The sequence below is a fragment of the Floricoccus penangensis genome, from assembly GCF_001832885.1.
Lineage (GTDB): Bacteria > Bacillota > Bacilli > Lactobacillales > Streptococcaceae > Floricoccus > Floricoccus penangensis.
The window spans coordinates 91,673-118,146 of sequence record NZ_MKIQ01000001.1; the positions used below are offsets into that span (position 1 = coordinate 91,673).

23 protein-coding genes are annotated in these 26,474 nt (G+C 32.8%); 19 read left to right on the forward strand and 4 right to left on the reverse strand.

Annotated elements, in window-relative coordinates:
* Nucleotides 1–99: 99 nt before the first annotated feature.
* The 12 genes from cls (at nt 100) to BG262_RS00540 (ending at nt 13,149) form a co-directional block, all read left to right on the forward strand.
* On the forward strand, nt 100–1,551 hold the full coding sequence (gene cls, locus BG262_RS00485; protein WP_070786923.1) for a cardiolipin synthase: 1,452 nt from the start codon (nt 100–102) through the stop codon (nt 1,549–1,551).
* Between the two features lie 72 nt (nt 1,552–1,623).
* The gene (locus tag BG262_RS00490) at nt 1,624–2,304 is read left to right on the forward strand and encodes a helix-turn-helix domain-containing protein (RefSeq protein ID WP_070786924.1); all 681 of its coding nucleotides are present in this window, start codon (nt 1,624–1,626) and stop codon (nt 2,302–2,304) included.
* A 405-nt stretch (nt 2,305–2,709) separates the two neighbouring features.
* On the forward strand, nt 2,710–3,234 hold the full coding sequence (locus tag BG262_RS00495) for a hypothetical protein (protein WP_143602622.1): 525 nt from the start codon (nt 2,710–2,712) through the stop codon (nt 3,232–3,234).
* Between the two features lie 69 nt (nt 3,235–3,303).
* Nucleotides 3,304–3,891: an MFS transporter gene (locus BG262_RS10670; RefSeq protein ID WP_158006625.1), complete on the forward strand. Its 588-nt coding sequence runs from the start codon at nt 3,304–3,306 to the stop codon at nt 3,889–3,891.
* 114 nt (nt 3,892–4,005) lie between these two features.
* Nucleotides 4,006–4,572: a helix-turn-helix domain-containing protein gene (locus BG262_RS00505; protein WP_070786927.1), complete on the forward strand. Its 567-nt coding sequence runs from the start codon at nt 4,006–4,008 to the stop codon at nt 4,570–4,572.
* Nucleotides 4,573–4,731: 159 nt separating this feature from the next.
* The gene (locus BG262_RS00510; protein ID WP_070786928.1) at nt 4,732–5,436 is read left to right on the forward strand and encodes an EAL domain-containing protein; all 705 of its coding nucleotides are present in this window, start codon (nt 4,732–4,734) and stop codon (nt 5,434–5,436) included.
* A 22-nt stretch (nt 5,437–5,458) separates the two neighbouring features.
* Entirely contained in the window at nt 5,459–6,646 is a 1,188-nt protein-coding gene (locus tag BG262_RS00515) for a GGDEF domain-containing protein (protein ID WP_070786929.1), read from the forward strand.
* Nucleotides 6,633–7,775 carry a glycosyl hydrolase family 8 gene (locus tag BG262_RS00520; protein ID WP_083312841.1) on the forward strand — a complete coding sequence of 381 codons (1,143 nt, stop codon included), beginning with the start codon at nt 6,633–6,635 and terminating at the stop codon, nt 7,773–7,775. The genes BG262_RS00515 and BG262_RS00520 overlap by 14 nt, the downstream gene beginning before the upstream one ends.
* Before the next feature lie 2 nt (nt 7,776–7,777).
* Nucleotides 7,778–9,790, forward strand: coding sequence for a glycosyltransferase family 2 protein (locus tag BG262_RS00525; RefSeq protein ID WP_070786930.1), 2,013 nt, complete (start codon nt 7,778–7,780; stop codon nt 9,788–9,790).
* A gap of 105 nt (nt 9,791–9,895) precedes the next feature.
* The gene (locus BG262_RS00530) at nt 9,896–11,110 is read left to right on the forward strand and encodes a D-alanyl-D-alanine carboxypeptidase family protein (RefSeq protein WP_070786931.1); all 1,215 of its coding nucleotides are present in this window, start codon (nt 9,896–9,898) and stop codon (nt 11,108–11,110) included.
* A 285-nt stretch (nt 11,111–11,395) separates the two neighbouring features.
* The gene (locus BG262_RS00535) at nt 11,396–12,151 is read left to right on the forward strand and encodes a glucosaminidase domain-containing protein (RefSeq protein ID WP_070786932.1); all 756 of its coding nucleotides are present in this window, start codon (nt 11,396–11,398) and stop codon (nt 12,149–12,151) included.
* Between the two features lie 311 nt (nt 12,152–12,462).
* Complete coding sequence (locus tag BG262_RS00540; protein ID WP_070786933.1) at nt 12,463–13,149, forward strand: CHAP domain-containing protein; 687 nt, start codon at nt 12,463–12,465, stop codon at nt 13,147–13,149.
* Between the two features lie 216 nt (nt 13,150–13,365).
* Here the strand turns inward: BG262_RS00540 and dusB are convergent, their stop codons facing one another.
* A complete protein-coding gene (gene dusB, locus BG262_RS00545; protein WP_070786934.1) occupies nt 13,366–14,367 on the reverse strand; it encodes a tRNA dihydrouridine synthase DusB in 1,002 nt (333 codons plus the stop codon).
* On the reverse strand, nt 14,354–15,229 hold the full coding sequence (gene hslO, locus BG262_RS00550) for an Hsp33 family molecular chaperone HslO (protein WP_070786935.1): 876 nt from the start codon (nt 15,227–15,229) through the stop codon (nt 14,354–14,356). Before hslO ends, dusB begins: the two co-directional genes overlap by 14 nt.
* Before the next feature lie 413 nt (nt 15,230–15,642).
* Here hslO and BG262_RS00555 point away from each other — a divergent pair, with 413 nt between their 5' ends.
* From BG262_RS00555 to rpsI, 3 genes are all read left to right on the forward strand, one after another.
* A complete protein-coding gene (locus BG262_RS00555; RefSeq protein WP_070786936.1) occupies nt 15,643–16,932 on the forward strand; it encodes an adenylosuccinate synthase in 1,290 nt (429 codons plus the stop codon).
* Nucleotides 16,933–17,499: 567 nt separating this feature from the next.
* Nucleotides 17,500–17,946 (forward strand): 50S ribosomal protein L13, encoded by a 447-nt coding sequence (gene rplM / locus BG262_RS00560; protein WP_070786937.1) that lies wholly within the window; start codon nt 17,500–17,502, stop codon nt 17,944–17,946.
* Nucleotides 17,947–17,959: 13 nt separating this feature from the next.
* Complete coding sequence (gene rpsI, locus BG262_RS00565; RefSeq protein ID WP_070786938.1) at nt 17,960–18,352, forward strand: 30S ribosomal protein S9; 393 nt, start codon at nt 17,960–17,962, stop codon at nt 18,350–18,352.
* A gap of 953 nt (nt 18,353–19,305) precedes the next feature.
* Here rpsI and BG262_RS10895 read toward each other — a convergent pair.
* Both BG262_RS10895 and dcm read right to left on the reverse strand, forming a co-directional pair.
* The gene (locus BG262_RS10895; protein WP_070786939.1) at nt 19,306–20,037 is read right to left on the reverse strand and encodes a PM1201 family protein; all 732 of its coding nucleotides are present in this window, start codon (nt 20,035–20,037) and stop codon (nt 19,306–19,308) included.
* On the reverse strand, nt 20,027–21,295 hold the full coding sequence (gene dcm, locus BG262_RS00575; protein WP_070786940.1) for a DNA (cytosine-5-)-methyltransferase: 1,269 nt from the start codon (nt 21,293–21,295) through the stop codon (nt 20,027–20,029). Before dcm ends, BG262_RS10895 begins: the two co-directional genes overlap by 11 nt.
* Nucleotides 21,296–21,412: 117 nt before the next feature.
* Between dcm and BG262_RS00580 the strand changes: the two genes are divergently transcribed.
* The 4 genes from BG262_RS00580 (at nt 21,413) to BG262_RS00595 (ending at nt 26,463) form a co-directional block, all read left to right on the forward strand.
* Complete coding sequence (locus BG262_RS00580) at nt 21,413–22,903, forward strand: Sau3AI family type II restriction endonuclease (RefSeq protein ID WP_070786941.1); 1,491 nt, start codon at nt 21,413–21,415, stop codon at nt 22,901–22,903.
* Between the two features lie 22 nt (nt 22,904–22,925).
* Entirely contained in the window at nt 22,926–23,612 is a 687-nt protein-coding gene (locus BG262_RS00585) for a Pr6Pr family membrane protein (protein ID WP_070786942.1), read from the forward strand.
* Nucleotides 23,613–23,750: 138 nt separating this feature from the next.
* Nucleotides 23,751–24,761, forward strand: coding sequence for a hypothetical protein (locus BG262_RS00590; protein WP_070786943.1), 1,011 nt, complete (start codon nt 23,751–23,753; stop codon nt 24,759–24,761).
* Nucleotides 24,762–24,972: 211 nt separating this feature from the next.
* The gene (locus tag BG262_RS00595; protein ID WP_070786944.1) at nt 24,973–26,463 is read left to right on the forward strand and encodes a VaFE repeat-containing surface-anchored protein; all 1,491 of its coding nucleotides are present in this window, start codon (nt 24,973–24,975) and stop codon (nt 26,461–26,463) included.
* Nucleotides 26,464–26,474: the final 11 nt, after the last annotated feature.

Here is a 26,474-nt window from a genome sequence, read left to right on the forward strand (position 1 = left end):
ACTATTTGCAAGAAATTTTGTTATAATTAGTAAACATTATTACTTATAAATAAAATAGTATTTCTTTTTATGAGTTTAATTTTAGGAGAGGGGTGAATTATGTCACTTGCAACATTTTATAGCATATTAGGTACTTTGGTTTCTATAAATGCTGTTTTAGCACTTATAACAATTTTTCGTAAGCCAAGGTCAATAGCAAGTATCTTTGCTTGGTCTTTGATTCTTATATTCTTACCCGGGGTTGGTTTTATTGCCTATCTATTTCTAGGTCGAGGTCTTGATAAGAAAACAGTTGAGCGTTTTGCTGTAGAAAACAAACAAGATTTAAGTGCGATTCAAGAAAAAATTGATCAGATGAATCATTCTGTCGAGAAGAAAGTTATGACCCCTCAAGAACGTCAGCTAAAACGTTACTTTAGCAATATTGAGCGTACGCCATTATGTAGAGGGAATGACGTTTCTTTTTACCTTAGTGGAGAAGAAAAATTTGCAGCTCTATTTGAAGACATTAAAAATGCCAAAGATAATATTCATGTTGAATATTATGCATTCTTTAGCGATAAAATAGGTACTATCTTCCGTGATCATTTGATTGATAAAGCAAAACAAGGTGTCGAAGTAAAACTTATCTACGATCCATGGGGTGGCCACACTAATTCTAGTTTCTTTAAACCTCTTGAGGAGGCAGGGGGAGAAGTTATTCCATTTATTACTGCGCGTGACATTATTCGTAACACTCGTTTGAATTATCACCTACACCGTAAAGTAGTGGTAATTGATGGGCAGATTGGATGGACTGGTGGCTTTAATGTAGGTGACCAATATATTTATGGTAGTGAAAAATTTGGTTTTTGGCGTGATACTCATGGCCGAATGGTTGGAACAGCAGCTTTTGGTCTACAAGAAACATTTATTCGTGACTGGAATGTATCTGTCTCTGATGAAAAAGATAAGCTTAAAAGAAAAGATAACTACTTTGTAGTGCCAGAAGAACCTGTTGGAGATGTTGATATTCAAATCGTATCTGATGGACCTGAAAGTGAGTCTATGACTTTAAGAACTGGTTTTATGAAGATGATTATGGATGCTGAAGATTATATCTGGTTCCAATCTCCATATCTAGTTCCTGATGACCCGATGATTACAGCACTAGTTGCTGCAGCCCAATCAGGAGTCGATGTAAGGATAATGGTTCCTGATATGCCTGACCATCCATTTATCTTCCGAGCGACTCAGTATTATTCCAATTATTTACATAAACATGGTATTAAAATTTATAACTACAATAATGGATTTATACATTCAAAAACGGTTGTTATGGATGACAGATTAGGAGTATTTGGAACAACCAATCAAGATATTCGTAGTTATGATTTGAACTTTGAAGTTAGTGCTTTCTGTTATGATGAAGGTGTAGCTAAAGAAATGGCAGAAATTTTCAAGAATGACATGAAGAAATCTACTGAATTAACTGATGAAATAATTAGTAATCAATCACTTTGGCTTAAATTTAAACAAAATTTCTCAAGGCTATTAAGCCCAATACTTTAACATATTGTTTAGAATTAGTAGATCGTAAATTAATTATAAAAACTATAAAACTATGAAATGGGGACTTGTATTATGGTGAAAAGAAGAGAGTATGATCAAACATTAAAAAATTTAGTTGTTGCTTTATATTTAGCTGGTATGCCACGAGCTGATATTTTAAAAGAGTTTGGCTTGGACGAAACGACTTTTGACAGTTGGGTGAAACATGCTGAAAAATTAGAATATACACCGAACTTGAATGATATATTAGCCGGAGCAGAAGGAAATATAAATGCAGATTTAAAATCTGAGAATCAAAAAAATGAATTAAAATTAGTATCTATTATTGTAGACCTTTTTACTGCACTGAGAAATTATGGTATAGATGAAGGAGAGCTTAATGGACATGATATTGATATTTCATACAATAGAGATGAAGAAATATTTAGAAATGAAGGACTAGTAAATTTAGTACTCTCAATTGATTTTACGACTTGGAATATAAATTTTAAAACAATTATTCTTAGTGAAGTTAAAGTAACTAGTTATAAAAAATATAAAAACCTAGATGAACTTATGAAAAAACGTATGAAAGATTTGATTAGTCCGAGCATTTCAAAGGCAAATTTAATGATTTCAAGTATGTTGACAGATATGATTGGTTTTCCATATACAGTAAATCTATTTGAAGAATTTGCAAATGAATTAAGCAAAGATTATTTTGATAGTGATGACTTTACTGATAGCCATTTAATCGATTTATTTGATAACTAATAAATTAAAAATATGTAATCCCAAATCCTTAGATGATTTGGGATTTTTGGGTAATTATTACAGACTCAGAAACTCAAGTAGAAACAATCAAGTTTTATAGTGAATATGTTGTACGTATCCTATATTAAAAAATTAAAATTTAAAGGGTTCTTTCAAGGGTCATTCTTCATAAAATTTTGACTGATTTATTAAAGTAGGATATTATAAAAGAAAATAAGTCTTTGAAAGGTAATGCCAATTTATGTAATGTTTTTTAGAAACAATTCCGATATCTATTAAACTTTTGTGTATGTAAAAGTCTTTTTTATGTTACACAAGTTGAAGAGGGAAACCTTATTTAGGAGAATAAATGTTTTTAAAAATAATAAATTATATTACCAATGGCGTAGTCTTGAATGGATTAGTATGCTGGGTGATAGTTTTTACTATATCGCCCTTTTATCATATGCTTCAAACTTATCTAATCCAAAAATAGCTATAATGATAATCAGTATCTCTGAGATTTTTCCAAGAGTTTTTGAAGTATTTCTTGGAGTTCTAGCTGATTCGACTCGGCAAAGAACAAAGAGATTTTTCCAATCAGGAATTTTTAGGGGATTTTGTTATCTCTTGATTGGAATAATAATGTTAAAATCAAATTCCATTATAGGAATACTTATAATTGGTATATTAAATGCACTCAGCGATTTGTTTGGTTCATATGTAGAACTATGCATATCACCATTTATCAAGTTGATAGTAGATGAAGATGATTTGGAGAAATCACTAGCTATTAACTCATTCTTTCATAACTTTATTTATATGTTTGCTAATTTAATTGGTGCAGCTTTGTTAGGAGTATTAGGAATTCAACTACTGGCTTTTTTCAACGCATTAACTTTCTTTTTTGTTGCTTTTGGTGTAAAGGCAATAAGTAGTAAATTAATTTAGGTTGAGAAGAAGATTGAAGTTAAGAACTTTACTCATTTTAAGGATGTTGTAAATCATATTTTATATAGTTTGAAAGATTTAATTAGTGAAAAGTCAATCAGGAATTTTTTCTTATTTGCTGCTTGCCTTAATAGTTTTTCGCAAACCACTATTCCTGTATTGTCAATCTATTTATCTCAAAATAAAGGTTTTCAAATTATAAATTTAGCATATTCGGTAGCAATAACTCAGGGATTAATTGTTATATCTGGGCTTTTAGGTAACTTTTTAGGACCAAAATACTTTACAAGGTTGTCAACCAATAATATTCTAGCTATCTCCTATGTTGGGAATATGTTGTTTTCTGTTTTTATATTTAAAAATTTACCAATGTTAGCAGTTTTGAGTTTACTGATAAGTACATTTGCAATAGGGATATTTAACATTAGATTTAGCGTAATTATATTAAAGAATACACCATTAGAGAAAATGGGAATTATAAACTCCTGTATGAATACCTTTTTTACAGTAATCCCAGCTCTAATATCAACAGTGTCAATAAGTTTGGCTACTAACTCGATATTTATATATGCTTTATTTGTTGGTGTGATTTCCATTACTGCATTCTTAATTTTGTTTCTAACAAGAAATACAAAATTAGATATAGGAAAAATCTAAAAAATTTAGTTTATAAATCTAATATATATAAGCATGTAACAGCTTTGTTGCTTGTCATTTACTCCAGTTTACAGATAATAGAATTATAAAGAGAAAGGTAAAAGGAACTCAAAAATGGCTTTAGGTGAATCATTAAGTAAGGCTCGTAAAGATAAAAATCTTACACAGGATATGGTAGCTGAGCAATTATATGTAACTAGACAGACCGTATCTAGATGGGAGCAAAATAAGACCATGCCTAACATATATGTACTTAAGGAATTGAGTTTACTTTATGGCCTATCTCTTGAACAGCTTGTTTCTGAGAAAACAGATTCGAGTGATGAAATAAATTCTATTGAATCGAGGGAAGAGAAGATGACAAGAAAGAAAATTAACTGGTTTGCCCTAATTGGAGTGCTAATATTTAATATTTTATTAATATTAACCGTGTTTACAATAGTAGGAGGGGTATTGTTCTGTATATGGTTGTTGGATATTGTTTTTATAGCAAGTCCTTTGATTTTAGCCTATGCAAATATATCTGGTGCTCAAGCTTACGCTAATGATCAAACCATTTATGCAATTATTTTCTTTGTTATTGGAATAGTGGCATTTCCGATAATGATAAAGATAACAAAATTACTTGTAAACTTCTTTGTAAAGTACGTAAAGTATAACGTAAAGGCAGTTTATAACTAAAAAGTCAGATATCTGGCTTTTTTTTAGTTATATTTAAGTAAAGTACAATATCATAGTGTACTTAAGCTTAATTCTTGCAGTAGGTTTAATCTTTTAGTAAAATCATTGTAATATAATACTATAGTTTCTATGTATGAATGCGTATAAATGGAGTGAAAAATGAATATCTTTGATGACTTATACTTACTGTTTCAACCAATAGTTAATACAGAATCTACAATGGATTTTAATGAGTTTGAGATTCTGCTTAGAACCCATGAGACTAATTCATTTCCAGAAAGTTTATTTACTAGATTAATGAATGATGAAGGTTTATATATAAATTATTTGGACTGGTTCCACAAAGAAATTAAAAAAAATATGGATGCATTTCCTAAATATAATTTTTCTTTGAATCTTTTTCCTAACCAAATAACCAAGGAAGCAACATGGAAATTTTTGAATGAATTAAAATCATATTCATCTCAAATTATGATTGAAATAACTGAACATATCAAACCATTTCAAAAACAGGTTGATCATATGAACAATCAAATTGACATGGAATCCTATTTGATTAAAATGAGAGGACTTGGATATCAAGTTGCTTTAGATGATATATCTACAGGTCAGAATAATTTGGAGTTTGTTTTAAACAATATTGAACATATTGATACAATGAAATTTACTTTGACAGCTTTTATGGATGCACAGATGGAAGACGTTAAAGATTTTATATATGCATGGAAACATGTAGCTATGAGACACGGCAAAAGATTTATCGTTGAAGGCGTTGAAAATGAGGAAATTAGCAAGAGGCTATCAGATTCTGGTTTTACCTATCAACAAGGATATTACTGGCCATTTATAAAAGATATGTGTTAGGGTACTGGAGAACCCTTGAAAAATGAATATGATTATTACTTTAATATTTTTTATTCCCATTATATTAACCAGTCTTCTTTTATCTTTCTACTCTATTTCAAGGACAACTGGACGTACTAAGTTTGCTAGAATAGAAAAGTATGCATTGCTACTAGTGTTATATGCAATATATGAATATTTTATATTAAGCTTCACTTATACTTTTGTGGGATTCTATTGCTTTGAGTATACCTTAGCGATATTTATCTCTTATTACTGCCTACCTAAAGAAGGAAAGTACTTATTCCTTATAACCCCTTTATTATTGATGGCCTACTATAGTTTCTATAATTTTGATTATTCAGGCTCTGAAATTAGGATTATCTTAATAGGAATAATTCATTTTATTGTATTTTCCGTCTTGCAAAGCATGGAAATTAATCAGAAGAGATGGGTACAAATAATATTTCTCCTTATGATTGATATGGTGATATCTTTAGGTTCAGATTCGGCTGCTATTAGCATAGAAGGCAGAAGCATTAGAATAGATGAAGAAGTTCTGGTATTTCTAGGTTCGCTAGTTGTTGTTTTTCTATATAGAAGGTTCCATACGGTACAGCTACAAGATATTAAGGCAATGAATGATGCAATAAAGAAATCTCAAATTGATAGTTTGACTGGGGCTCATAATTTTTCTGGTTTTACTAAGTTATTGGAAAATTTTCCAATGAACACTAGCATAGTCACTGTAGCTATGATTGATTTGGATTACTTTAAAAAGGTTAATGATACATATGGTCATATAGAGGGAAACAATTTACTGATTTCATTAGTTCGTATGATTCGAAATTATATGAACAGTCAACTAAATGAAGAGGAGTATTATATATTTCGCTTTGGCGGTGAAGAATTTTGCTTGGTTTTTTTCAACCTTGATTCAAAAAAAGTTAAAAATCTTTTGGATGATTTTAGAATGTCTTTTGTTACTTACTATGATAGTGTGGATGATTATGATAAGGTTCAAGTTAGTTTTTCAGTAGGTATATCAAGTAAAGTTATTGATGGTGATAAAGAAGTAGTTCATATAGCTTTAGAGGAGGCTGACAAGGCACTTTATAAGGCGAAAAATAATGGACGAAATCAAGTAATAATATATAAAGATGATGAACAAAAAAATGAACAACTAAATTTATTAAGTTTTTTAAAGGTGAATAATAATGAAAAAAAATAAAATTTTACCAATTCTATTATTATTTTTTTTAGTAGGATTGATAGTAATTGGAGGGCTTCGAATAATAAAAAATAATAATTCAAATCAAAAAGATGTGGAAAAAATATATGAAGCTTGGTCTAGTAAATATATGTCAGACAGTAGCCAAGGGAGCTTTGTAAATACGGGTAAAGATAAGAGAATGACAGTCTCAGAAGCACAAGGTTATGGAATGCTTATTGAAATTGAGGCGTCAAAAAATGGTTGGTCTAATCAAGAAAATTTTGATAAGCTAACTGAATATTATAAAGCTCATACAATTTCTGAAAACAATAATTTAATGGCTTGGAAACAAACTGAGGCTGCAAATTCAACGTCAATGCTGACAAGCAATGAAAACAATACTAGCGCTACTGATGGTGATTTAGATATAGCTTATGCCCTATTTGAGGCTGATGATCTATGGGGTAGTGATGGGAATTATAATTATAAAGAAATTGCAAATTCTATCCTTAATGATTTATTAAAATATAATTATCAATCAAGCAACAATCTTTTGCTAGTTGGTGATTGGTCAAGGTCAACTGAGGATAAGAATAGCTTAGTAAGGACATCTGATTTGATTGTTCCTTATTATCAGTATTTCTACAAAAAGACTGGAGTGGATACGTGGAAGTTAATTGCTGACAAGTCGATAAAAGTTTTAAATGACCTAAGCTCAAAAACTGATACAGGCTTGATGCCAGACTTTATTCAAGTTTATGGGGATGATGTGCAAATAGCAAATGGTAAAGTACTTGAAAGTGAACATGATGGTGATTATTACTGGAATGCTAACAGAGTACCTTTACGCTTAGTAGGAAGTGGAGATGAACTTGCTCAAACCAAGGAAAAGCTACTTACTTTTTTCTCTAAACAGAAATCAATAAGTGCTGGTTATGGACTAAATGGGCAAGCTTTGGTAGACTATTCTTCAACTGCCTTTACATCACCGGTTGCGGTTCTTGCTAATCAGGAAGATCCTAAAAGCAATTTGGCTTTGAAAAGCAAAAATGAGACTTTGAAAAATGCTTTGGGGAGCAGTTACTATGCAGATACTTTACAAGTACTATCTGCCTTTACTATTTTAAATATGGAGGAAAAAAATTGAACATGCTGAATTTGAGCTTTCAACAAATTCTGATATTCGATGTAATTTTTGCCCTGGTCGTTTTTATAATCTATCGACTGGCAATTCGTTATCAAATCTTTAAGAATACAATTATAATTATTTATTGGGTAGCAATGGTTGTGTATCTGGTATGGAGGCTCCTCTTTACTATGCCACACGACAATATTGTCAATCTAATTGCAGGAATCTTACTATACGCAGCTGAAATCGGGGGATTTTTCCTGTCTACGGTATTTTACTTGTTATTTGCTAAGAAGCATAAACGTCCAGTTAAGACTCTAGCGGAGTTTAAGGATGGTAAATATCCGACTGTCAACGTCTTTATTGCAACATATAATGAAGATGAGATGATTCTTAGTCGTATCATTACAGCAGCCAAGAACATGACTTATCCAGGGATTCATAAAGTCTATGTTTTAGATGATGGTCATCGTGATGAGATAAAAGTTCTTTCTGAAAAACTTGGTGTAAACTATGTAAACCGAGATAACAATGATCATGCAAAAGCAGGAAATCTTAATAATGGCCTAGATGTTACTGATGGCGAATTGATTGTTACAATGGACGCAGATATGGTTCCACGTTCAGACTTTTTATTAAGAACGATTGGTTATTTTGCTGATGAAGAAGTTGGATTCATCCAATCACCACAAACATTCTTTAACAATGATCCGTATCAATTTAACCTTTTTTCAGAAGGTCTTATAGCCAATGACCAGGACTTCTTTATGCAAAGTATAGAAGCGCAAAAAGATGCCTACAATGCAACTATGTATGTTGGTTCAAATGCTGTATTTAGACGTAAGGCTCTTGAAGATATCGGAGGATTCTCAACAGGCGTCATCACAGAAGATATGGCGACAGGAATGTTAGTTCAGGCTAAAGGCTGGAAGACAGCTTTTGTCAATGAGAACTTAGCCTCTGGTCTTGCTCCTGAAACATTCGGTGACCTTATAACACAAAGAGACCGATGGGCACGTGGAAATATTCAAGTAGCTCGCAAATGGAATCCAATTTTTACCAAAGGTCTCACACTGATGCAAAGAATCATCTATATGGACGGAATTCATTATTGGGTTTCAGGAATATATAAGATGATTTATCTCTTTGCCCCAATAGTCTTTCTTTTATTTGGAGTTTATAGTTTACGTGCCTCACTCGCAGGAATCATGCTTTTTTGGTTTCCAGCCTTCATCACGTCACAGCTCGCCTTTAATACAGTAAGTGAAGGTCGTCAAACAATCATGTTAACCAACGTTTACGAGACTGTAATGGCACCGTATATGTCCTTTGCGGTAATGCGTGAAGCCCTCTTCTTGTCAAAAAATAAATTTGCTGTAACCAGAAAAGGTGTAAATACAGATGAAACTTATTATAACTGGCGACTAGCCATGCCTGTACTTGTAATTCTAGTACTGTCAATTTTAGCTTTGATCAAGGGAATTCTAATAATGTTTGGAATTGTACCATTTAAGGAGCCTGTAAATGCTGTTTACATTAATGTTTTCTGGCTCTGCTATAATATTTCAGCTCTTGCTCTTGCTGCCTTCATGCCATTTGAAAGACCAAGATTTAGAAAAGCTGAACGTTTCCCAGACAATAAGAGTGTTGAAGTTTATAGTTTAGATGGACAGAAATTAGGAGCAGGTAACCTAAATGACTGGAATGAAATTGGAGCAGCTATGACTTTGAATAGAGAGATTGTTTCTAATTTTGACCAAGTAGTTTCAAATGGAAGTAAGGTTATTATAAATGTCGAAGGACATAGTATTGAGGGTATAGTAAGTCGAAATCAAGTAAAAGATGAAGAAGTATACATGGCTATATCTTATGTAAATCTGTCAGAAGAAAACTATGCTTATATAATTTCACAAACATATGCCCTTGCTTCAACAATTTATAAACCAATTCGTTACAATAACAGTATATCGGTGATCTTCCTATCACTAATGCGAAACCATTTCAAAGTGTTTCAAAAACCTAAAAAAGGTTAGGCTATATCAAGAAGTCAGAAGTGGCTTCTTTTTTGTTTTTACTATGAATAATTATATAATTTTAGATACCAACAAATATTTTTTTTTATGCTAGAATATTAGAATATGAAAAAACTAATATTTTTATTATCCGTTTTCATAGGTATGATGCCTATCGTTGTGAATGCGGACAATACTAAAAACTATAATTTAGATGCTAAAGCTGGGATTGCTATAGATATTAATTCCGGCAAAATATTATACGAAAAAAATTCGAAACAGAAACTACCAGTCGCAAGTGTTACTAAAATTTTAAGTATGTACATAGTTTTAGAAGAAATTAATAGTGGAAAACTGAAATGGGAGGATGAAGTAGTAATTTCCAAGAATGCTTACGATTTAACGTTGAATGAGAATGCTAGTAATATATATTTAGACGAGGGTGGTAAATATACTGTAAGGGAATTGTTTGATGCTGCCATGATTCAATCTGCTAACTCTGCAACTATTGCTTTAGCTGAGAAAATAAGTGGTAGTGAACAAAAGTTCGTTGAGAAAATGCGTAAAACAGCCAAGAGTTTTGGAGTCAAAGACGCAAAAATTGTAAATTCTACGGGATTAAACAGTGAGGTTTTAGAAGAAGATTCCGATTCTAAAAATAAAAAAATTGATGATAATGAATTCTCGGCTCGAGATGTTGCTCTTATCTCTTATTACACTTTAACCAGATATCCAGAAATTTTGGAAGTAACTAAAAAAACAACTGAAACTTTTGATAAGGGTGGGTCAAATGAACAAGAATTACATACTTATAATGAAATGTTAGAAGGAATGGAGTACGAGCGTAGAGGAGTTGATGGCTTAAAAACCGGGACTACCGATTCAGCTGGTCAATGTTTTGTTGGAACTACCTACCAAGACAATTATCGAATAATCACGGTTGTGTTAAATGCTAGTAATAGCGATACTAATCCTAATGCACGATTTGATGCAACAAATAAGCTTATGGATTATGTGTATGGAAACTGGCAAGCAAAAGAAATCGTCAAAAAAGGTCAGAGTATAAAAGGATTTAAGACGATTGATGTTAGTAATGGAAAGAAAGATAAGGTAAATGTAGTTGCTGCTGATGATACTAGGATTGTAATGCCTAAAAAGATGGCTGTTAAAGATTTACAAATAAATTATCTTGGAAGCTCTGTTCAAGCACCGATTAAAAGGAATCAAAAATTGACAAGCCTTATTATTAAAGAAAATGATAAGTTAGGATATTTAATTGATAGTAGTGGACAAGCAGTTGATATGGTAGCAAAAGAAAGTGTAAAAGCTAGAGGTAAATAACCTGTGCAGACTTTTAATAAAGTATTTTGGATGGTTCTGCTAATAATATCCATGTCTGTAGTCTATAGATTGAATAAGGATAACAATGAAGTAGTTTGTAAATAAAAGATTCAAATCATGTAGTATGGTTTGAATCTTTTTGTCTATAAAGTTATGACTAGGGGTATTTTATGATTATAACTTGGGAGTTGTCATAGTCGGTTTGAGTGTATTATACATACATAAAGTACTTTATGAAAACAAACACTTAATCTAGATTAAAAAAATAAGAAAGGTAGAAAATTAATGAACTCAGAAAATAGCATCCGTTCAGATTTATGGTTGAAAAATGAGCAGTATTCAATTTCTCAAGAAGATGTCAAATTAGTTATCAATGCGGCTAGATTGTACAATTTAAGACCCAGTTTCTTAATAACACAGATGTTTGTTGAGAGTCACTGGGGTGATAACGGTACCTCATATGTAGGAACAGTGGATAACAATTGGAGTGGTATCTCAGAGCCATTCTCGGTTCCAACAGATCTTGGAGTAATCATGACAAGAGGAACTGCTCGTCCATCTAACGAAGGTGGGTATTATGTTCATTTTTCTACAAAAAAAGACTTTTTTAAAGCTTATGCTTTCCTACTTTCTAAACGTAATCGAATTTATAATGTCGAAGGTACAAATACGATTGAGGCTTATACTAAAGGATTATTCAGGATTGGCGGAGCTAAAGGAGATTATGCAGAAGCAGGTTATGATCATTACTTGAATATGATGGTCCCAACTTATAATGCAATAAAACAACAGAATCAAGGGAAATTGGAGTACATTGATTCAATTACAAATTCAGAAAATCATACAGAGGAGGAAGATGATATGTTTATAGTAACAGCAAATAATAGAGGTATTGCTTTAATGCAAGGTGGATTATTTTTAGGATTTCTTGATGCAGAAGATCCAAAATCGTTTATGCAAGCAGGTATTCCAGTCTATAAGGTTGCAACAAAAACTTTTGATAGTTGGCAATCAAAAACTATTAACACACGTGCAGTCTAATTATTTAATATAAATAATTTACAAGAATATGGTAGATTAATAAAAAACTAGGAAACATGAATTCATTTAAGTTTCCTAGTCTTTTCAATTTTGTGAACTAAATTTAGGCAAAATTACTCAATTTATTTGGATGGATAATACTTGATTTAGCGATTGTACTAACTTTTTTTGTTTATCTAAATTGTGGTTATGGGCATTTTATAGTTATAACTTGGGAATAGCTATAGCCAGTTTGAGTGTATTATACATACATAAAGTACTTTATAAAAACAAACACTTAATCTAGATTAAAAAAGAAGAAAGGAGAAATAATGGCAACAAAAAATGATGCAATTGCCTATGCCAAAGGATTAGCGGATAAGGGCATAGGAATAAATTTTGATGGGGCTTGGGGGATGCAATGTGTTGATCTACCATACGCAATCTCTCAGACATTCTTTGGAAAAAGACTTAGTGGAAATGCAATTGATTTGTTAAATAGCGCGAAATCAGTGGGTTATAAAGTTGAATATTATACACCTGGCATGAAACCTAAAGCAGGAGCAATTTTTGTTCAGAATTCATGGTTTCCGAATGAATATGGAATCCTTGTTAACTATGGTCATACAGGTTTGGTAATTTTAGATAGTGATGGTAAGACTATGAAAACAATTGAACAGAATGTTGATGGTAATCCTGATGCGCTTGTTAATGGGGGTCCAGCACGTTATCGAAATCATGTAATTAATAGTGACATATTAGGTTGGTTTTATCCGCCTTACAGCGATTTAGACAAACCATTGAAAGATAATAATAAAAATATAGAGGAGGAAGACGATATGTTTATAGTAACAGCAAATAATAGAGGTATTGCTCTAATGCAAGGTGGATTATTTTTAGGATTTCTTGATGCAGAAGATCCAAAATCATTTATGCAAGCAGGTATTCCAGTTTATAAGGTTGCGACAAAAACTTTTGATAGTTGGCAATCAGAAACTATTAACACACGCGCAGTCTAATTATTTAATGTAAATAATTTGGGCTACATATTGTAGATAATTAAAATAAAAAACTAGGAAATTTGAATTTATTCAATTTCTTAATTTTTTAATCAATTACTGAACAAATAATGATGCGACAGCTAATGCATATAAGAGAATTTGTGATTTCAAATAGTAATATTTAATATACAAAAGACCTAGAATCAAAATGTTTCTAGGTCTTTTATATATTTATTACTTAGGCAGTTGCGCTAAATATTCATCAATTATTGTAATAATTTCTTCTTGTGTTTCAGCTTGGTTGACAGCAACTTTTACTTTTGCAGCGCGTGGGGCACCTTTTAAATAATAGGCCGCGTGTTGACGGAATTCACGTGGTCCAAGCATTTCTCCTTTAAGAGCCACTAAACGTGCCAAGTGAAGTTTAGCTATCTCCATTTTTTCTTCAACTGACGGTTCATCAAGAAGTTCACCTGTTCTTAGGTAGTGTTCAGTTCTGTGAAGCATCCAAGGATTACCAAGGGCAGCACGACCAATCATTACAGCATCACAGCCAACTTCATCAATCATGCGTTTGGCATCTTCTGGAGTTCTTACATCACCATTACCCATGAAAGGAATTGTAAGTTCACTTGCTACACGAGCTAGAGTATCCCAGTCAGCATGACCTTCATACATTTGCACACGAGTACGTCCATGCATGGCAAGGGCAGCTCCACCAGCTTTTTCAACAGCAAGGGCATTTTCTACGGCATATAAATGCTCTTCATCCCAACCAGTACGCATTTTAACAGTAACAGGTAGGTCAACAGCAGAAGTAACAGCATCTACCATTTCGTAAACCTTATCAGGATCAAGAAGCCAACGAGCACCAGCCTCATTTTTTGTTACTTTAGGTACTGGGCAACCCATATTGATATCAATTATATCAGTGGGTGTGTACTCTTGAATGAATTGAGCAGCTTCGACAAGAGTTTCTTTATCGCCACCAAATATCTGCAAGCTAATTGGATGTTCTTTTTCATCCATCTCAAGCATTGATAGAGTCTTTTTGTTACGGTGTTGGATTCCTTTATCAGAAATCATTTCAACGACTACAAGTCCTGCACCAAATTCTTTAGCAGTTACACGGAAGGCCTTGTTAGAGATACCAGCCATCGGTGCTACGACTACACGGTTTGGAATTTCTACATTACCGATCTTCCAAGGTGAGTTGTATTTTTTATCCATTTGCATTGATTATTTCCTCCAAATCAGCCTGACTGAAATCGTAGTGCTTAGTACAGAATTGACAAGTAACTTCAGCACCGTGATCTTCGTCAATGATAGCTTGAATCTCATCTTTTCCAAGACTTGCTAAACCTTCAGCGAAGCGTTCTTTACTACAATCACATTTGAATGCTAGAGGACTTTCCTCTAAAATCTTATATTCATCTTCACCATAGATGGCATCAAGCATTGATTTAAGTGGATTTTCGTCTTCTAAGATTTGAGAGATGGCAGGCATTTTTTGCACATGTTCTTCAAAACGTGCAATTTCTTCCTCAGTAGCATCAGGCATTACTTGAACTAAGAAGCCACCCGCAACCTTAACTTTGTCTTTACCATCAAGTAAGACATTTAGTCCAACGGCAGATGGAGTTTGTTCACTAGTTGTAAGATAGTAGGCAAGGTCTTCACCGATTTCACCAGTTACCAAAGGTACTTGACCAGTATAAGGATTCTTTAATCCCATATCTTTCACGACTACAAACCATCCTGGTGAAATAATAGGACCGACAATTACCTCACCAGTTGAAGTTTTCTTGTAGTCGATCTCGTTGTTCTTCATATATCCCTTAACGTTACCATGGCTATCAGCGACTGCAATAATTGGTCCTACTTGCTCATTATCAGGCAAAATTCTCAGAGTAATCTTATCATTACCCTTTTGGTTTGCTCCCAAAATTTGCGCCGCAATCAAAGTACGTCCAAGAGCAACAGTAGAAGTTGACCAAGTATGATGTAAGTCTTGGGCAGTAGTTACAGTTTCTGTGGCATCTAGTGCATAGGCACGAAAATGTCCATTATTTGATATTGTTTTAATTATTTTATCCATGATTAAATCTCCTAATTAGTACAAAATATTTTAACATACTTTTATCCATTTTACCCTATTACTGCCTAGAATCCCATATAAAGCAGTTTTTCTTTTCTCTCTTTAGAAAAAGAATCCCGTAAATCTTGCATAAATATTATTTTCAGAAGAATAATAATCAAAAAAAGGACACTGAAAAACTTTTTATGGAATATATTGAGTTAATATTTAATAGCAGTTAAATATTAGATATTTGTAGTTTATGTTCGGAAATTAAAAAATATTAATTTAAAAAATCAGACAATATTCGCTTTTCTGAGAAAGTTATTTATAAAACAAGCTTAATATTCGATTTTTAAGCAAAAGAAATTTGAAAGATGGACTGAAGATTGGTATAATAAACTGTAACTAAGTAAAAATTAGGGAGAAAAAATATGTCATCAGTTGTTGTTGTAGGTACTCAGTGGGGAGACGAAGGTAAAGGTAAAATTACTGACTTCCTTAGTGCAAATGCAGAAGTTATCGCACGCTATCAAGGTGGAGATAACGCGGGACATACTATCGTCATTGACGGTTTCAAATATAAACTTCACTTAATTCCATCAGGAATCTTTTTCCCAGAGAAAATTTCTGTAATCGGAAATGGTGTCGTAGTAAATCCAAAATCTCTTGTTAAAGAGCTTGCATATTTACATGAAAATGGTGTAACTACTGAAAATCTTCGTATTTCAGATCGTGCGCACGTTATCTTGCCATACCATATCAAACTTGACCAGCTTCAAGAAGATGCTAAGGGTGATAACAAAATCGGTACTACAATCAAAGGAATCGGACCTGCTTACATGGATAAAGCAGCGCGTGTTGGTATTCGTATCGCAGACCTTCTTGACGAAGAAATCTTTGCTGAGCGTTTAAGAATCAACCTAGAAGAGAAGAACCGTCTATTTGTTAAAATGTATGACAGTGAACCTCTTGACTACGATGAAATCTTTAACGAATACTATGAATATGGTCAACAAATTAAAAAATATGTTACAGATACTTCAGTAATCTTAAATGATGCTCTTGATGCTGGTAAACGTGTTCTTTTCGAAGGTGCACAAGGGGTTATGCTTGATATTGACCAAGGTACATATCCATTCGTAACATCTTCAAACCCAGTAGCTGGTGGTGTAACTATCGGTAGTGGAGTAGGACCTTCTAAAATCTCAACAGTTGTCGGAGTATGTAAAGCATACACTAGCCGTGTAGGTGATGGACCATTCCCAACTGAACTATTTGATGAAACAGGTGAACGTATCCGTGAAATCGGACATGAATACGGAACTACAACAGGTCGTCCACGTCGTGTAGGATGGTTTGACTCAGTAGTAATGCGTCATTCTCGTCGTGTATCAGGACTTACAAACCTTTCACTTAACTCAATCGACGTATTAAGCGGACTACCAGAAGTTAAAATCTGTGTCGCTTATGACCTTGACGGTGAAAGAATCGAATACTACCCAGCAAGTCTTAAAACTCTAGAACGTTGTAAACCAATCTACGAAACACTTCCAGGTTGGGAAGAAGATATCACAGGTGTTCGTACACTAGAAGAACTTCCAGAAAATGCTCGTAACTATGTTCGTCGTGTAGGTGAACTTGTAGGAGTGCGTATTTCTACTTTCTCTGTTGGGCCGGATCGTGATCAGACTAACGTCTTAGAATCTGTCTGGGGCGTATAATCGTCTAAAATAGCGTGCTACGTCGTCGATTTCGTTGCGATGAACCATAAGTTCTATCGCTCCTCATCTCCTCGTATCCCATCTCTTTTATCCTGATTATATAAGATAATTAAGTTTATCTATCATAACTTGTCTTCTTGCATCTCGTTTATTTTACTCTGTCTATGCTGTAAATGTAATGATGGTGTGAAAAGGAGATTCTATCTGCGGCGCGTTTTTAAGCCATAAACAATTTGTCATATATTCTTTTAAATAAATGGATATTTGATAATTATTATTTTGTATTTAAACGGAGTTCTTTGGTTAGGGCTTCGTTTTCTTTTTTTAAACTATGAAGTGTACTTAAATATTTATACGTAAATTGGTTATGAAAATTGCAATTTAAAGTAATAAATTTCTTTTATTTTTGTTCTTTTCAAGTAAAACCCCTTGACGGCTATACAAATTTACGGTAAGATAATAAACGGTATTGTTTACCACCATTTTTTGGCCCCGGAAACCAGAAAATAACGAATGCAAGGAACGGCATTCACAAGTAAACAAAGACAGAAAATATTAGGAGATATCATGAACAAAACTACATACATGGCTAAGCCAGGTGAAGTTGAGCGTAAATGGTACGTTGTTGACGCAACTGATGTACCTCTAGGACGCCTTTCAGCAGTTGTTGCAAGCATCTTACGCGGAAAAAATAAACCAACATTTACACCACACACTGACACAGGTGATTTCGTAATCGTTATCAACGCTGGACAAGTAAAACTTACAGGTAAAAAAGCTACTGACAAGATTTACTACCGTCATTCATTATACCCAGGTGGTTTAAGATCAACTACAGCAGGAGAACTTCGCGCTAAGAACCCAATCCGTCTTATCGAAACTTCTGTAAAAGGTATGCTTCCACACAACACTCTAGGACGTGCTCAAGGTATGAAACTTAAAGTGTTCGCTGGAGCAGAACATACTCATCAAGCTCAACAACCAGAAGTGCTTGATATCACAGGATTAATTTAAGGAGGGCTGAACATTGGCACAAGTACAATATCTCGGCACTGGACGCCGTAAAAACTCAGTAGCTCGTGTACGTTTAGTACCTGGTACTGGTAAAATCACAGTAAACAACAAACCTGTTGAAGAATATATCCCACATGCTGACCTACGTTTAGTAATCAACCAACCATTTGGTGTTACTCAAACTGTTGGTGCATACGACGTTTTAGTAAACGTTAACGGTGGAGGATATGCAGGACAATCTGGAGCAATCCGTCACGGTATCTCTCGTGCATTGCTTGAAGTTGACCCTGACTTCCGTAGCGAACTTAAACGCGCTGGACTTCTAACACGTGATGCTCGTATGGTAGAACGTAAGAAACCAGGTCTTAAGAAAGCTCGTAAAGCAAGCCAATTCTCAAAACGTTAATATATCCTTATATATCAAGGTTTCAAAGCACTTCATAGTTTGCGCTATGAGGTGTTTTTTTTGTGCTGAAATAGAAAAGTTTGCCCTAAAGTTTGCCCTAAATTTACCCTAATTTTTTTTCGAGATTTCGGTAAGCTACCTCGCCTGCTGTAATTGTAACTACATTTGATGTATTAACTTATGTTTGAGCGACTGCTTTGTCGCTGTGAGTCACTGCGTCTGATATATTTTCTAAATGAAGATATTAAAGAAAACCGTAAACAAGTGGGAGGTTTTGCTAACTATATTTCATATTTATATGCAATTAATGCAAGGTAAACAAAAAAGTAGACGGAAAATGTCTACTTTTGGCTTCCTTAAAAAGATATACTGGAATCTTCAAAAAATACTCTGAAAGACACTAATTATAGTAGTAGTGCTAGTGGTGCAAAACAGTTATATAGAGATCTTTTAAAAGTAGCTATAGAAAAAGATATAGTTCCGATTAGTTTTGTTCCGGATATAGATATGAAATATTTTGAAAACGATGATTTAAAATTAATATAGTTTTTGAATTCTTAATCTATGTAGAAGTTAAGCTAATCTTTCAGGTTGGTTAAGGCTATGTGTATCGAAAGTATATTTATTCTATTGAAATTTCTTAGTCATTTTTGATTTTGAGAAAAAAGTAAATACCACCTACAAGATGGATGGTATTTACTGTAATATTTGTATATGATATGAAGTGAAAAATATTTAAGTGGTCGTATTTTTGAATTTATCTTAATCAGATTTATTGATCTTATTAGTATTTTTATCTATATATAGAGTCTAAGAATAATTTAAAATCAGTGTAGTATAGGATTTAGTTTATGGAATTAACTTTGTAACTAAGTTAAAGACAATAAAAATGTATTGGTTATTAGTTGTAAAAAGTTAATATATAAGAATATGAAATGAAGTATGTATAAAGTTTATTCGATAATATTTATTTTGGAAAATTCATTTTGCATTGATTGTATAAATCTATCAACGTGTTTGTCTGTTATGGTATTACTATCTTTGAGTTCTTTAAGTTCTTCCGCAAGTTCATTTTTAAAGGTATGTTTAAGATTTTTTTTAAAGATAGTTTCATCTATTTCTTCCATCTTTTTATTAAAGCAATCAATTTGATCTTTAAAAATTTCATAAATATATTTTTGAAATTCTTGAGTGAATATTCTAGTGAAATCCCCTTTTGATTCATGACCAGTAAAGGGGTCAAGTATTTTTGGCAAATATACTAAATTCCATGGAGCAGTGAATGCGTAGCAATTTTTAGTTCGTCCGTATACATGTGAAATTTGATAATTTTGCAGAATAGTTTTCTCGGAAGAAGCTAGAATTATATTTTTTTCAAGAAGTTTCTTAGGCTTAGAATTATTATTGGGGTCAATTTGAATAAATGTGCTACCTTTATCAAATAAAAAATCGTTGTAGAAAAGTTCTTGTAATTTTTGTGTATTATATTTTCCATTTGGATTTCCATAACGACGTACATAGATATTTTTTTTACTAATTATTTCGTCATCAAGCGTTTGACATAGTTCTTGAGCTTTATCTTTTTCTATATATTTGATAGTTTTTTTTGAGAAGTCTATTAATTTATCAGATGTGATGTTGAATTCTTTGAAAAATTCTTCATAAGCATCAATATTATTTGTCATGTTTTTTTATTCTCCTTCCAATTTGTCTAACAATATCCGTAACAAGCGCATTTCCCATAAAGAACATTCTCATTCTGTCAGATACCTCAATGATATCTCCGGTTTGAGTTTTTTTATATTTTGTCCAATTATCAGGGAAGTCTTGGAGTCTTTCAGCTTCAATTGGGGTCAGTAAACGATATTTTTTATTTATATAAAGTAAGTGAGTTGATCTATTGACTGATCCTTCAGAGGTAAGCATTGTTCTACCAGGTAATGATAAATCGTCATATGGAGACATTCCTCCTTCTGAGAAGGTATAAGTATGTCCGTTAATACTGGTTCTTTCAATTTTTTTTGGACCTCTTAGATATTCGAATTTTTGTAGACGAGCTTTATCTGAAAGATAATACTTTTCTTCTACTTCACTTTCTGGTTGAACGATATCTCCAAGTGTAAGTTTTGTGCCTTCATAATTTGCTTTAGTTTCAATTGTATAATATTTACCATGTCTCATGATACCAGTATTCCAAACAGTGCCAGTAAAGTTGTTAGAAACTGATACTATATCATCGTCTAACTCATAGTATGCCCTTCTATCTTTGACAATACTTTTAGATATTGGAAACTGTTTAGCAAATAAACCTTTTTCAAAAATATAATCATCATATTTCTCTTCTTCAAATATGATATTTTTTTCTTCGAATTGTTTATCGATTTCAATGGCAAAAGGTAAATCATTTCTATAAACAAAAAAGAATACGCGACGACGGCGTTGACTACGACCATAATCAGCTGCATTTATTACACGCCATTCAACAGAATAACCAAGTTCGTTGAATGCAGATAACATAATAGCGAAGTCACGCCCACGCTGTTTTGATGGTGCTTTAAGAAGCCTATCAACATTTTCTAAAACTAAGTATTTAGGTTTAATTATTCTAGTTGCTCTAATAATATCCCAAAAAAGAACACCTTTTTTCCCTTCAATACCCATTTCGTTTTTCTTGCTTCTAGCAACAGAATAATCTTGGCAAGGAAAGCCACCTACAATCATATCAGCATCCATGGAAGCAAACTTTTCATCACTAATATCCGAAATACTTATATTTATATTTTCGCTATCTGGAAAATGATAATTGTATACTTCATAAGCATCTTGAGATTTTCTAGAAGGTTCCCATTGATTGCTCCATTTTGTTTGAAAAAAATCCTTATCAGCATTTTCAAGTCCAATTCGGAATCCACCGACTCCGGCGAATAATTCAAGGATTTTCATTTTTTTACCTACCTTTTAAGTTATCTAACCTATTATACAAAAAAAAAGTCAATCGATCAAGTGATTAATTTGATATAATAATTGAAAAAAGGCATATTAATAAAAAGGAGTCCAACTATGGAAAAAGAACTTTTTGACTATGATGATAGCAGTATAGAGAGTGTAATTCAGTATTCAGAGTTATTGTTAAATAAAGAATTCGATGAAATTTTGGAAGAATATGAAGCTACTCCATATAAAAACTATAATGACTTTAAAGAAAATAAAGTTTCAGATATATCAGATAAAAAAATAAGTATGAAATCAAAAGGACAATATGGTAATTATATTGAAAAGTATTTCTATGGTTATCAGCCAAATAGTGATTCTGAAGCAGATTTTAATAAGGTTGGTGTAGAGTTAAAGGTAACACCATTTAAAGTAAATAAAAATGGAAGTATAAGCGCTAAAGAACGATTGGTATTAACCATACTTAATTATATGGAAGAAAATCTTGATGATTTCTATTCTACACATCTATGGAAAAAATGTGAGAAGATTCTTTTGCTTTTTTACAATGGATTGATTCCCGGTCGAACAATGGATAAGTACATTATTGAGAAAATTTTTTTATATGAGTGGTTTGATGAAGATATGAGTGTGATTCTCGATGACTATAATAGAATAACGGCTAAAATTAAAGATGGAAGAGCGCATGAACTTTCTGAATCAGATGGGGATTATTTATCTACATGTACTAAAGGTGCGGGTAAAGGTAAAGATTGGAGAATTCAACCATATAGTGAACAACCTGCTAAGCAACGAGCCTGGGAACTGAAATCAAGCTATATGACGTATTTGATTAATAATAAAATTTTTAATCATATTGAACAAGAGAGTATAGTTTCTGCTGCACAAGGAGGTCGAAAACCCTTCACAGAAATTGTTTCTAATAAAATATTAGCTTATAAAGGTATGAAGGATTTCGATTTATATAAAAAATTTGATATTAATCCAAATGCCAAAGGAAAAAATAGTTTGTTAATAAGAAAAATTTTAGGATTGACAGGTGATGTTGATAAAACTCAGGAATTTCAAAAGGCAAACATGAACTTACGTGTAATTCGAGTTGATAAGAATGGCTTACCTAAAGAAGATTCTCCATTTAAGAATTATAATTTTAACGAATTAGCAAATAATGATGTTTGGGAAGAATCTCATGTATATCAGGAAATTTATAATAAACGGTTTTTGTTTGTAGTTTTTCGTGAGCAAGATAAAAACATTTATAAGCTTGAAAAAATAAAATTTTGGGGTTTTCCTGAACGTCAATTAGATGAAATTACTCGTGTATGGCAAGAGACGAGAGACATAATAAACAATGGAGTAATTTTAAAGGAAAATAATGGAAGAGTTATAACAAGTTTTCCACAGAGTAAGGTAAATTCCGTTTTATTCACAAAAATACATGCAACAAATTCTTACTATGAATTATCACCAAACGAATTTGTGGGTAAAGGTAAATTATCAGACACTACGGAATTACCTGACGGACGTAGAATAACAAAGCACTCATTTTGGCTTACTAAGAAATACTTAAAAGAAGTATTAGAAAATAAGTGGGATTAGGAAGGAAAGGAGTGTGAATTATATGTCCAACATTAAATCAACTTTCTTATTCATTTTCAGGTTCTTCCTCATTCTAGGCTGTGGTTATGGTTTGCTGAAGGAGATGGGGCTTTTTGATGGTCGTTTTAGTCTTAAGCATTTGGTTTACTACACGATTCTTAGTAATCTGATGATTTTTCTTGCATATTCTTATCTGCTTGTTAGATATTTGCTTAGCCATAAGAGGTTTGGTCACTTTGAATGGAGAGACTTTTCGCCCAATGTTATGAGTGGGTTGATGTTGATGATTGTAGTTACTGGGCTGATTTACAATTTTATTTTGGCACCGACTCTTCCAAATTCATCACCTTACTCACTGACTAATTTGTCTAACTTTCTGGTTCACACTTATACGCCAGTCATGGTTTTTATTGATTGGCTGCTTCTGTCGCGTCATAGGGATTCAAAGCAGCTACATCCGCTAACTTGGGTGGTTATTCCGCTGGTTTACTGGGTCTTTACTATCGTGTATGCAAGCTTCAAGATTCCTGTCAACTCACAAGGTGGTTACTATCCTTACTTTTTCATCAATGCTGATAAGTACGGTTGGCCACAGGTGTTTAAGAATGTTGGACTTTTGCTGGTAGCTTTCCTTGTTCTTGGGTATATGCTGAAAGGCCTATCTTACTTACTTTATGACAAAAAATTTAATGAAAAAAATAAAAGATGATCCTCAAGATTCGTCTTTTTTTGCGTTTATGGATACAGTTCATTCATGCAATATTAATCTGGATATGATATATTAGGACTATTACTTATAAAAAACACTTACTATGCACACTATAAATTATATGGGGGTATAAGTTATATGGAAATTGGATTGATCTCGACCCTAGGTTTTGTTTTCGCCAATCTCGTGGTGTCAATTTGGGGGATAAATAAAGAAAGTTATAATAAAGCAGTTACTGAATCACGTTTGCGTTGGCTCCGTGAAAATAAAGATATTTTGGTTTCTTATGAAGATAAGGTTTCTGATATTCAATTGGTTGATACGGTTGAATCCTTTAGAGAAAAAGTCTATGAATTGCGTAAGTTGCAGTCTGAAATCATAGTCAACTATAAGCCTTATAAGATTGTGGATCTCAGCAAGTATAAGCAAGAGGGTGATAATAACTTTAAGGTTATTAACAAGTATCTCGATGAAGAAAAGAAACGTACAAAAATTAATTCTGACGAACTGGAACAGTTAATGTTAAATACGTTAGAGTTCATCTTAGACATTTTAGAAAAAGTAAATCTAAAAGCGCGTGTTCAAATGGTAATTCCTGATGCTGAGCTTAGATACATTAATGAGGTTTTACCGATTTATCAAACTGGAATTTCTAAACATGAATGGTCTAAAATTTCAAAGAAGTTTTTTGAGAAAAGGGATAATAAAGAATACTCAACAATCGTATTTGAAAATGTAAAGCGAATTACAGACCAGTTCGAGAAAAAGTACGACCAGTTAAAGGATTTAAAAGAAGATAGCTCAATTTCTACTATTGAGGTGGATCCAGATGTTTCAAAATATTATTTGGAAAAAAGGGCTGATGAAACCATAATAGACTACCTAGCTCAGACTCTTAAACGTTTAGAGAAGGATGGAAAAACGATTAAAGAGGTAATCTCTCCGACTGGTGATTATTACTTAACAAATGATAAATATGCACCACTTATAAAACCAGCAATCTACAAGGGAGCTTTAGACAGATTCCGCTATGAAACAGATTTTGATGAAATGTATGCTCCGGTAATAGCCAGAGAGATTATTAGAGGTATCTTGAGGCAGAATAAGGACATAATTAAAGAAGAGGAAGAAGAAAAAGAAAAGAAGTAGGCTCTTACTTATAGCCTACTTCTTTTTTTTATGACCATATATTTTTTGTGAGGTGAACTTAGGTAAGTGCTATTGTAAGATATGAATAAGGGGAAAATCAAAAAAGTACAGTTTAAAATTGAATAAAAAAATTTATTATTATATACTTCATTTACTAACATGTTATGTAAAACTGGAAAAAATGTTTCGAAACGTTATTAATGGGGGAAAAATGAATCGAATATTTAATTTATTTGGGTTGTTTTTGTTGTTTTTAGGTGTACTTTTAAATCCTATTGCATCAATAGCAGAAACAATTCCAAGCGGTACGAAGGAGTTTAAACCAATTGGATCCACCGGTAATGGTGGGCAATGGAATGATGGGATTCCATTGGGTGGTTCATACCTTAATATTGATAAAGATGGGATAATTACAGGTTTTGCTAAGGACAGAAACGGTAATGAATGGAACGGTCAGAAGTTCAAAAATATCACTGATAATATTATTGCATACTGTCTTAATTTTAATGAGCAAAGTCCAAATGGAGTTTCAAATCCCGCAGGGGATTTGACACCAGAGCAGAAAAAACAATTGAGTAACTTATTGAAATTGGGTTACGTTGAAGAAGGCGGTAAGGTTTACAAAGGTCAAGGTGTTACTACTTTGAGTAATATCGATGCCTTTACTACTACACAATGGATGGTTCATGAAATTGTTCCAACATGGGACATGAGTCAATTCACAATCACAAATCCACAATTACAAGCCGGTGTAGATAACCTAAGACAATGGATTAATTACGATCTATCTATTAAAGTTAACTCTACGGGTGATTTGGTAAAAGAAGATTCATCTTACAAACAAGATTTTCAATTAACTGCCCCAATGAATTTACAAGGTAATGCTGACATTACTTTAAGTAAAGATATTGAAGGTGCTAAAATCATTGTAAATGGTGTTGCTTCTGATATTAATTCTAAAAACGGTGTTAAAGTAAACGTGGGTGATACATTCACAATTTCAGTTCCTGATACTACAGCAACTGATGATATTGAAATTATTGCAAATGGTGGTACAACATCATTCACATTTATGAAATATGATCGTCCTCAAGCAGGGCAACAACAATCTTTAGTTATTGGTCAAGAGTCAATTAGTGATGATGAACGTGCTACTGCCCCAATGAAATGGGATACTGAAGTTAAAGAAATCAAAATTGGTACAACAGCAGTTGATGCTAAGGATGATGATAAAGAAATAGCTCCAGAAAAAAATGTTACTATCAAGGATTCAGTTAAGTATGAAAACCTAATTGTAGGTAAAGAATACACAGTAACTGGTAAATTGATGGATAAATCAACAAATAGTCCATTATTAGTTGATGGAAAAGAAGTTACAGGATCTACTACATTTACGGCTAAAGAAGCAAATGGATCAGTAGATGTAAACTTTACATTTGACGCAAGTGCTCTTGAAGGTAAGTCAATCGTGGTATTTGAAAAACTTTTCCAAGATGGTAAAGAAGTAGCAAGTCACGAAGATATTACTGACCAAGGTCAAACAGTTGAAGTACCTAAGAAACCTGAACCAAGTACAGAACCAAGTACAGAACCAAGTACTGCACCAAGCACAAGTACTACACCAAGCACAAGTTCTGTACCAAGCACAAGTACTACACCAAGCACAAGTTCTGTACCAAGCACAAGTACTGCACCAATATAAAATACAGACGC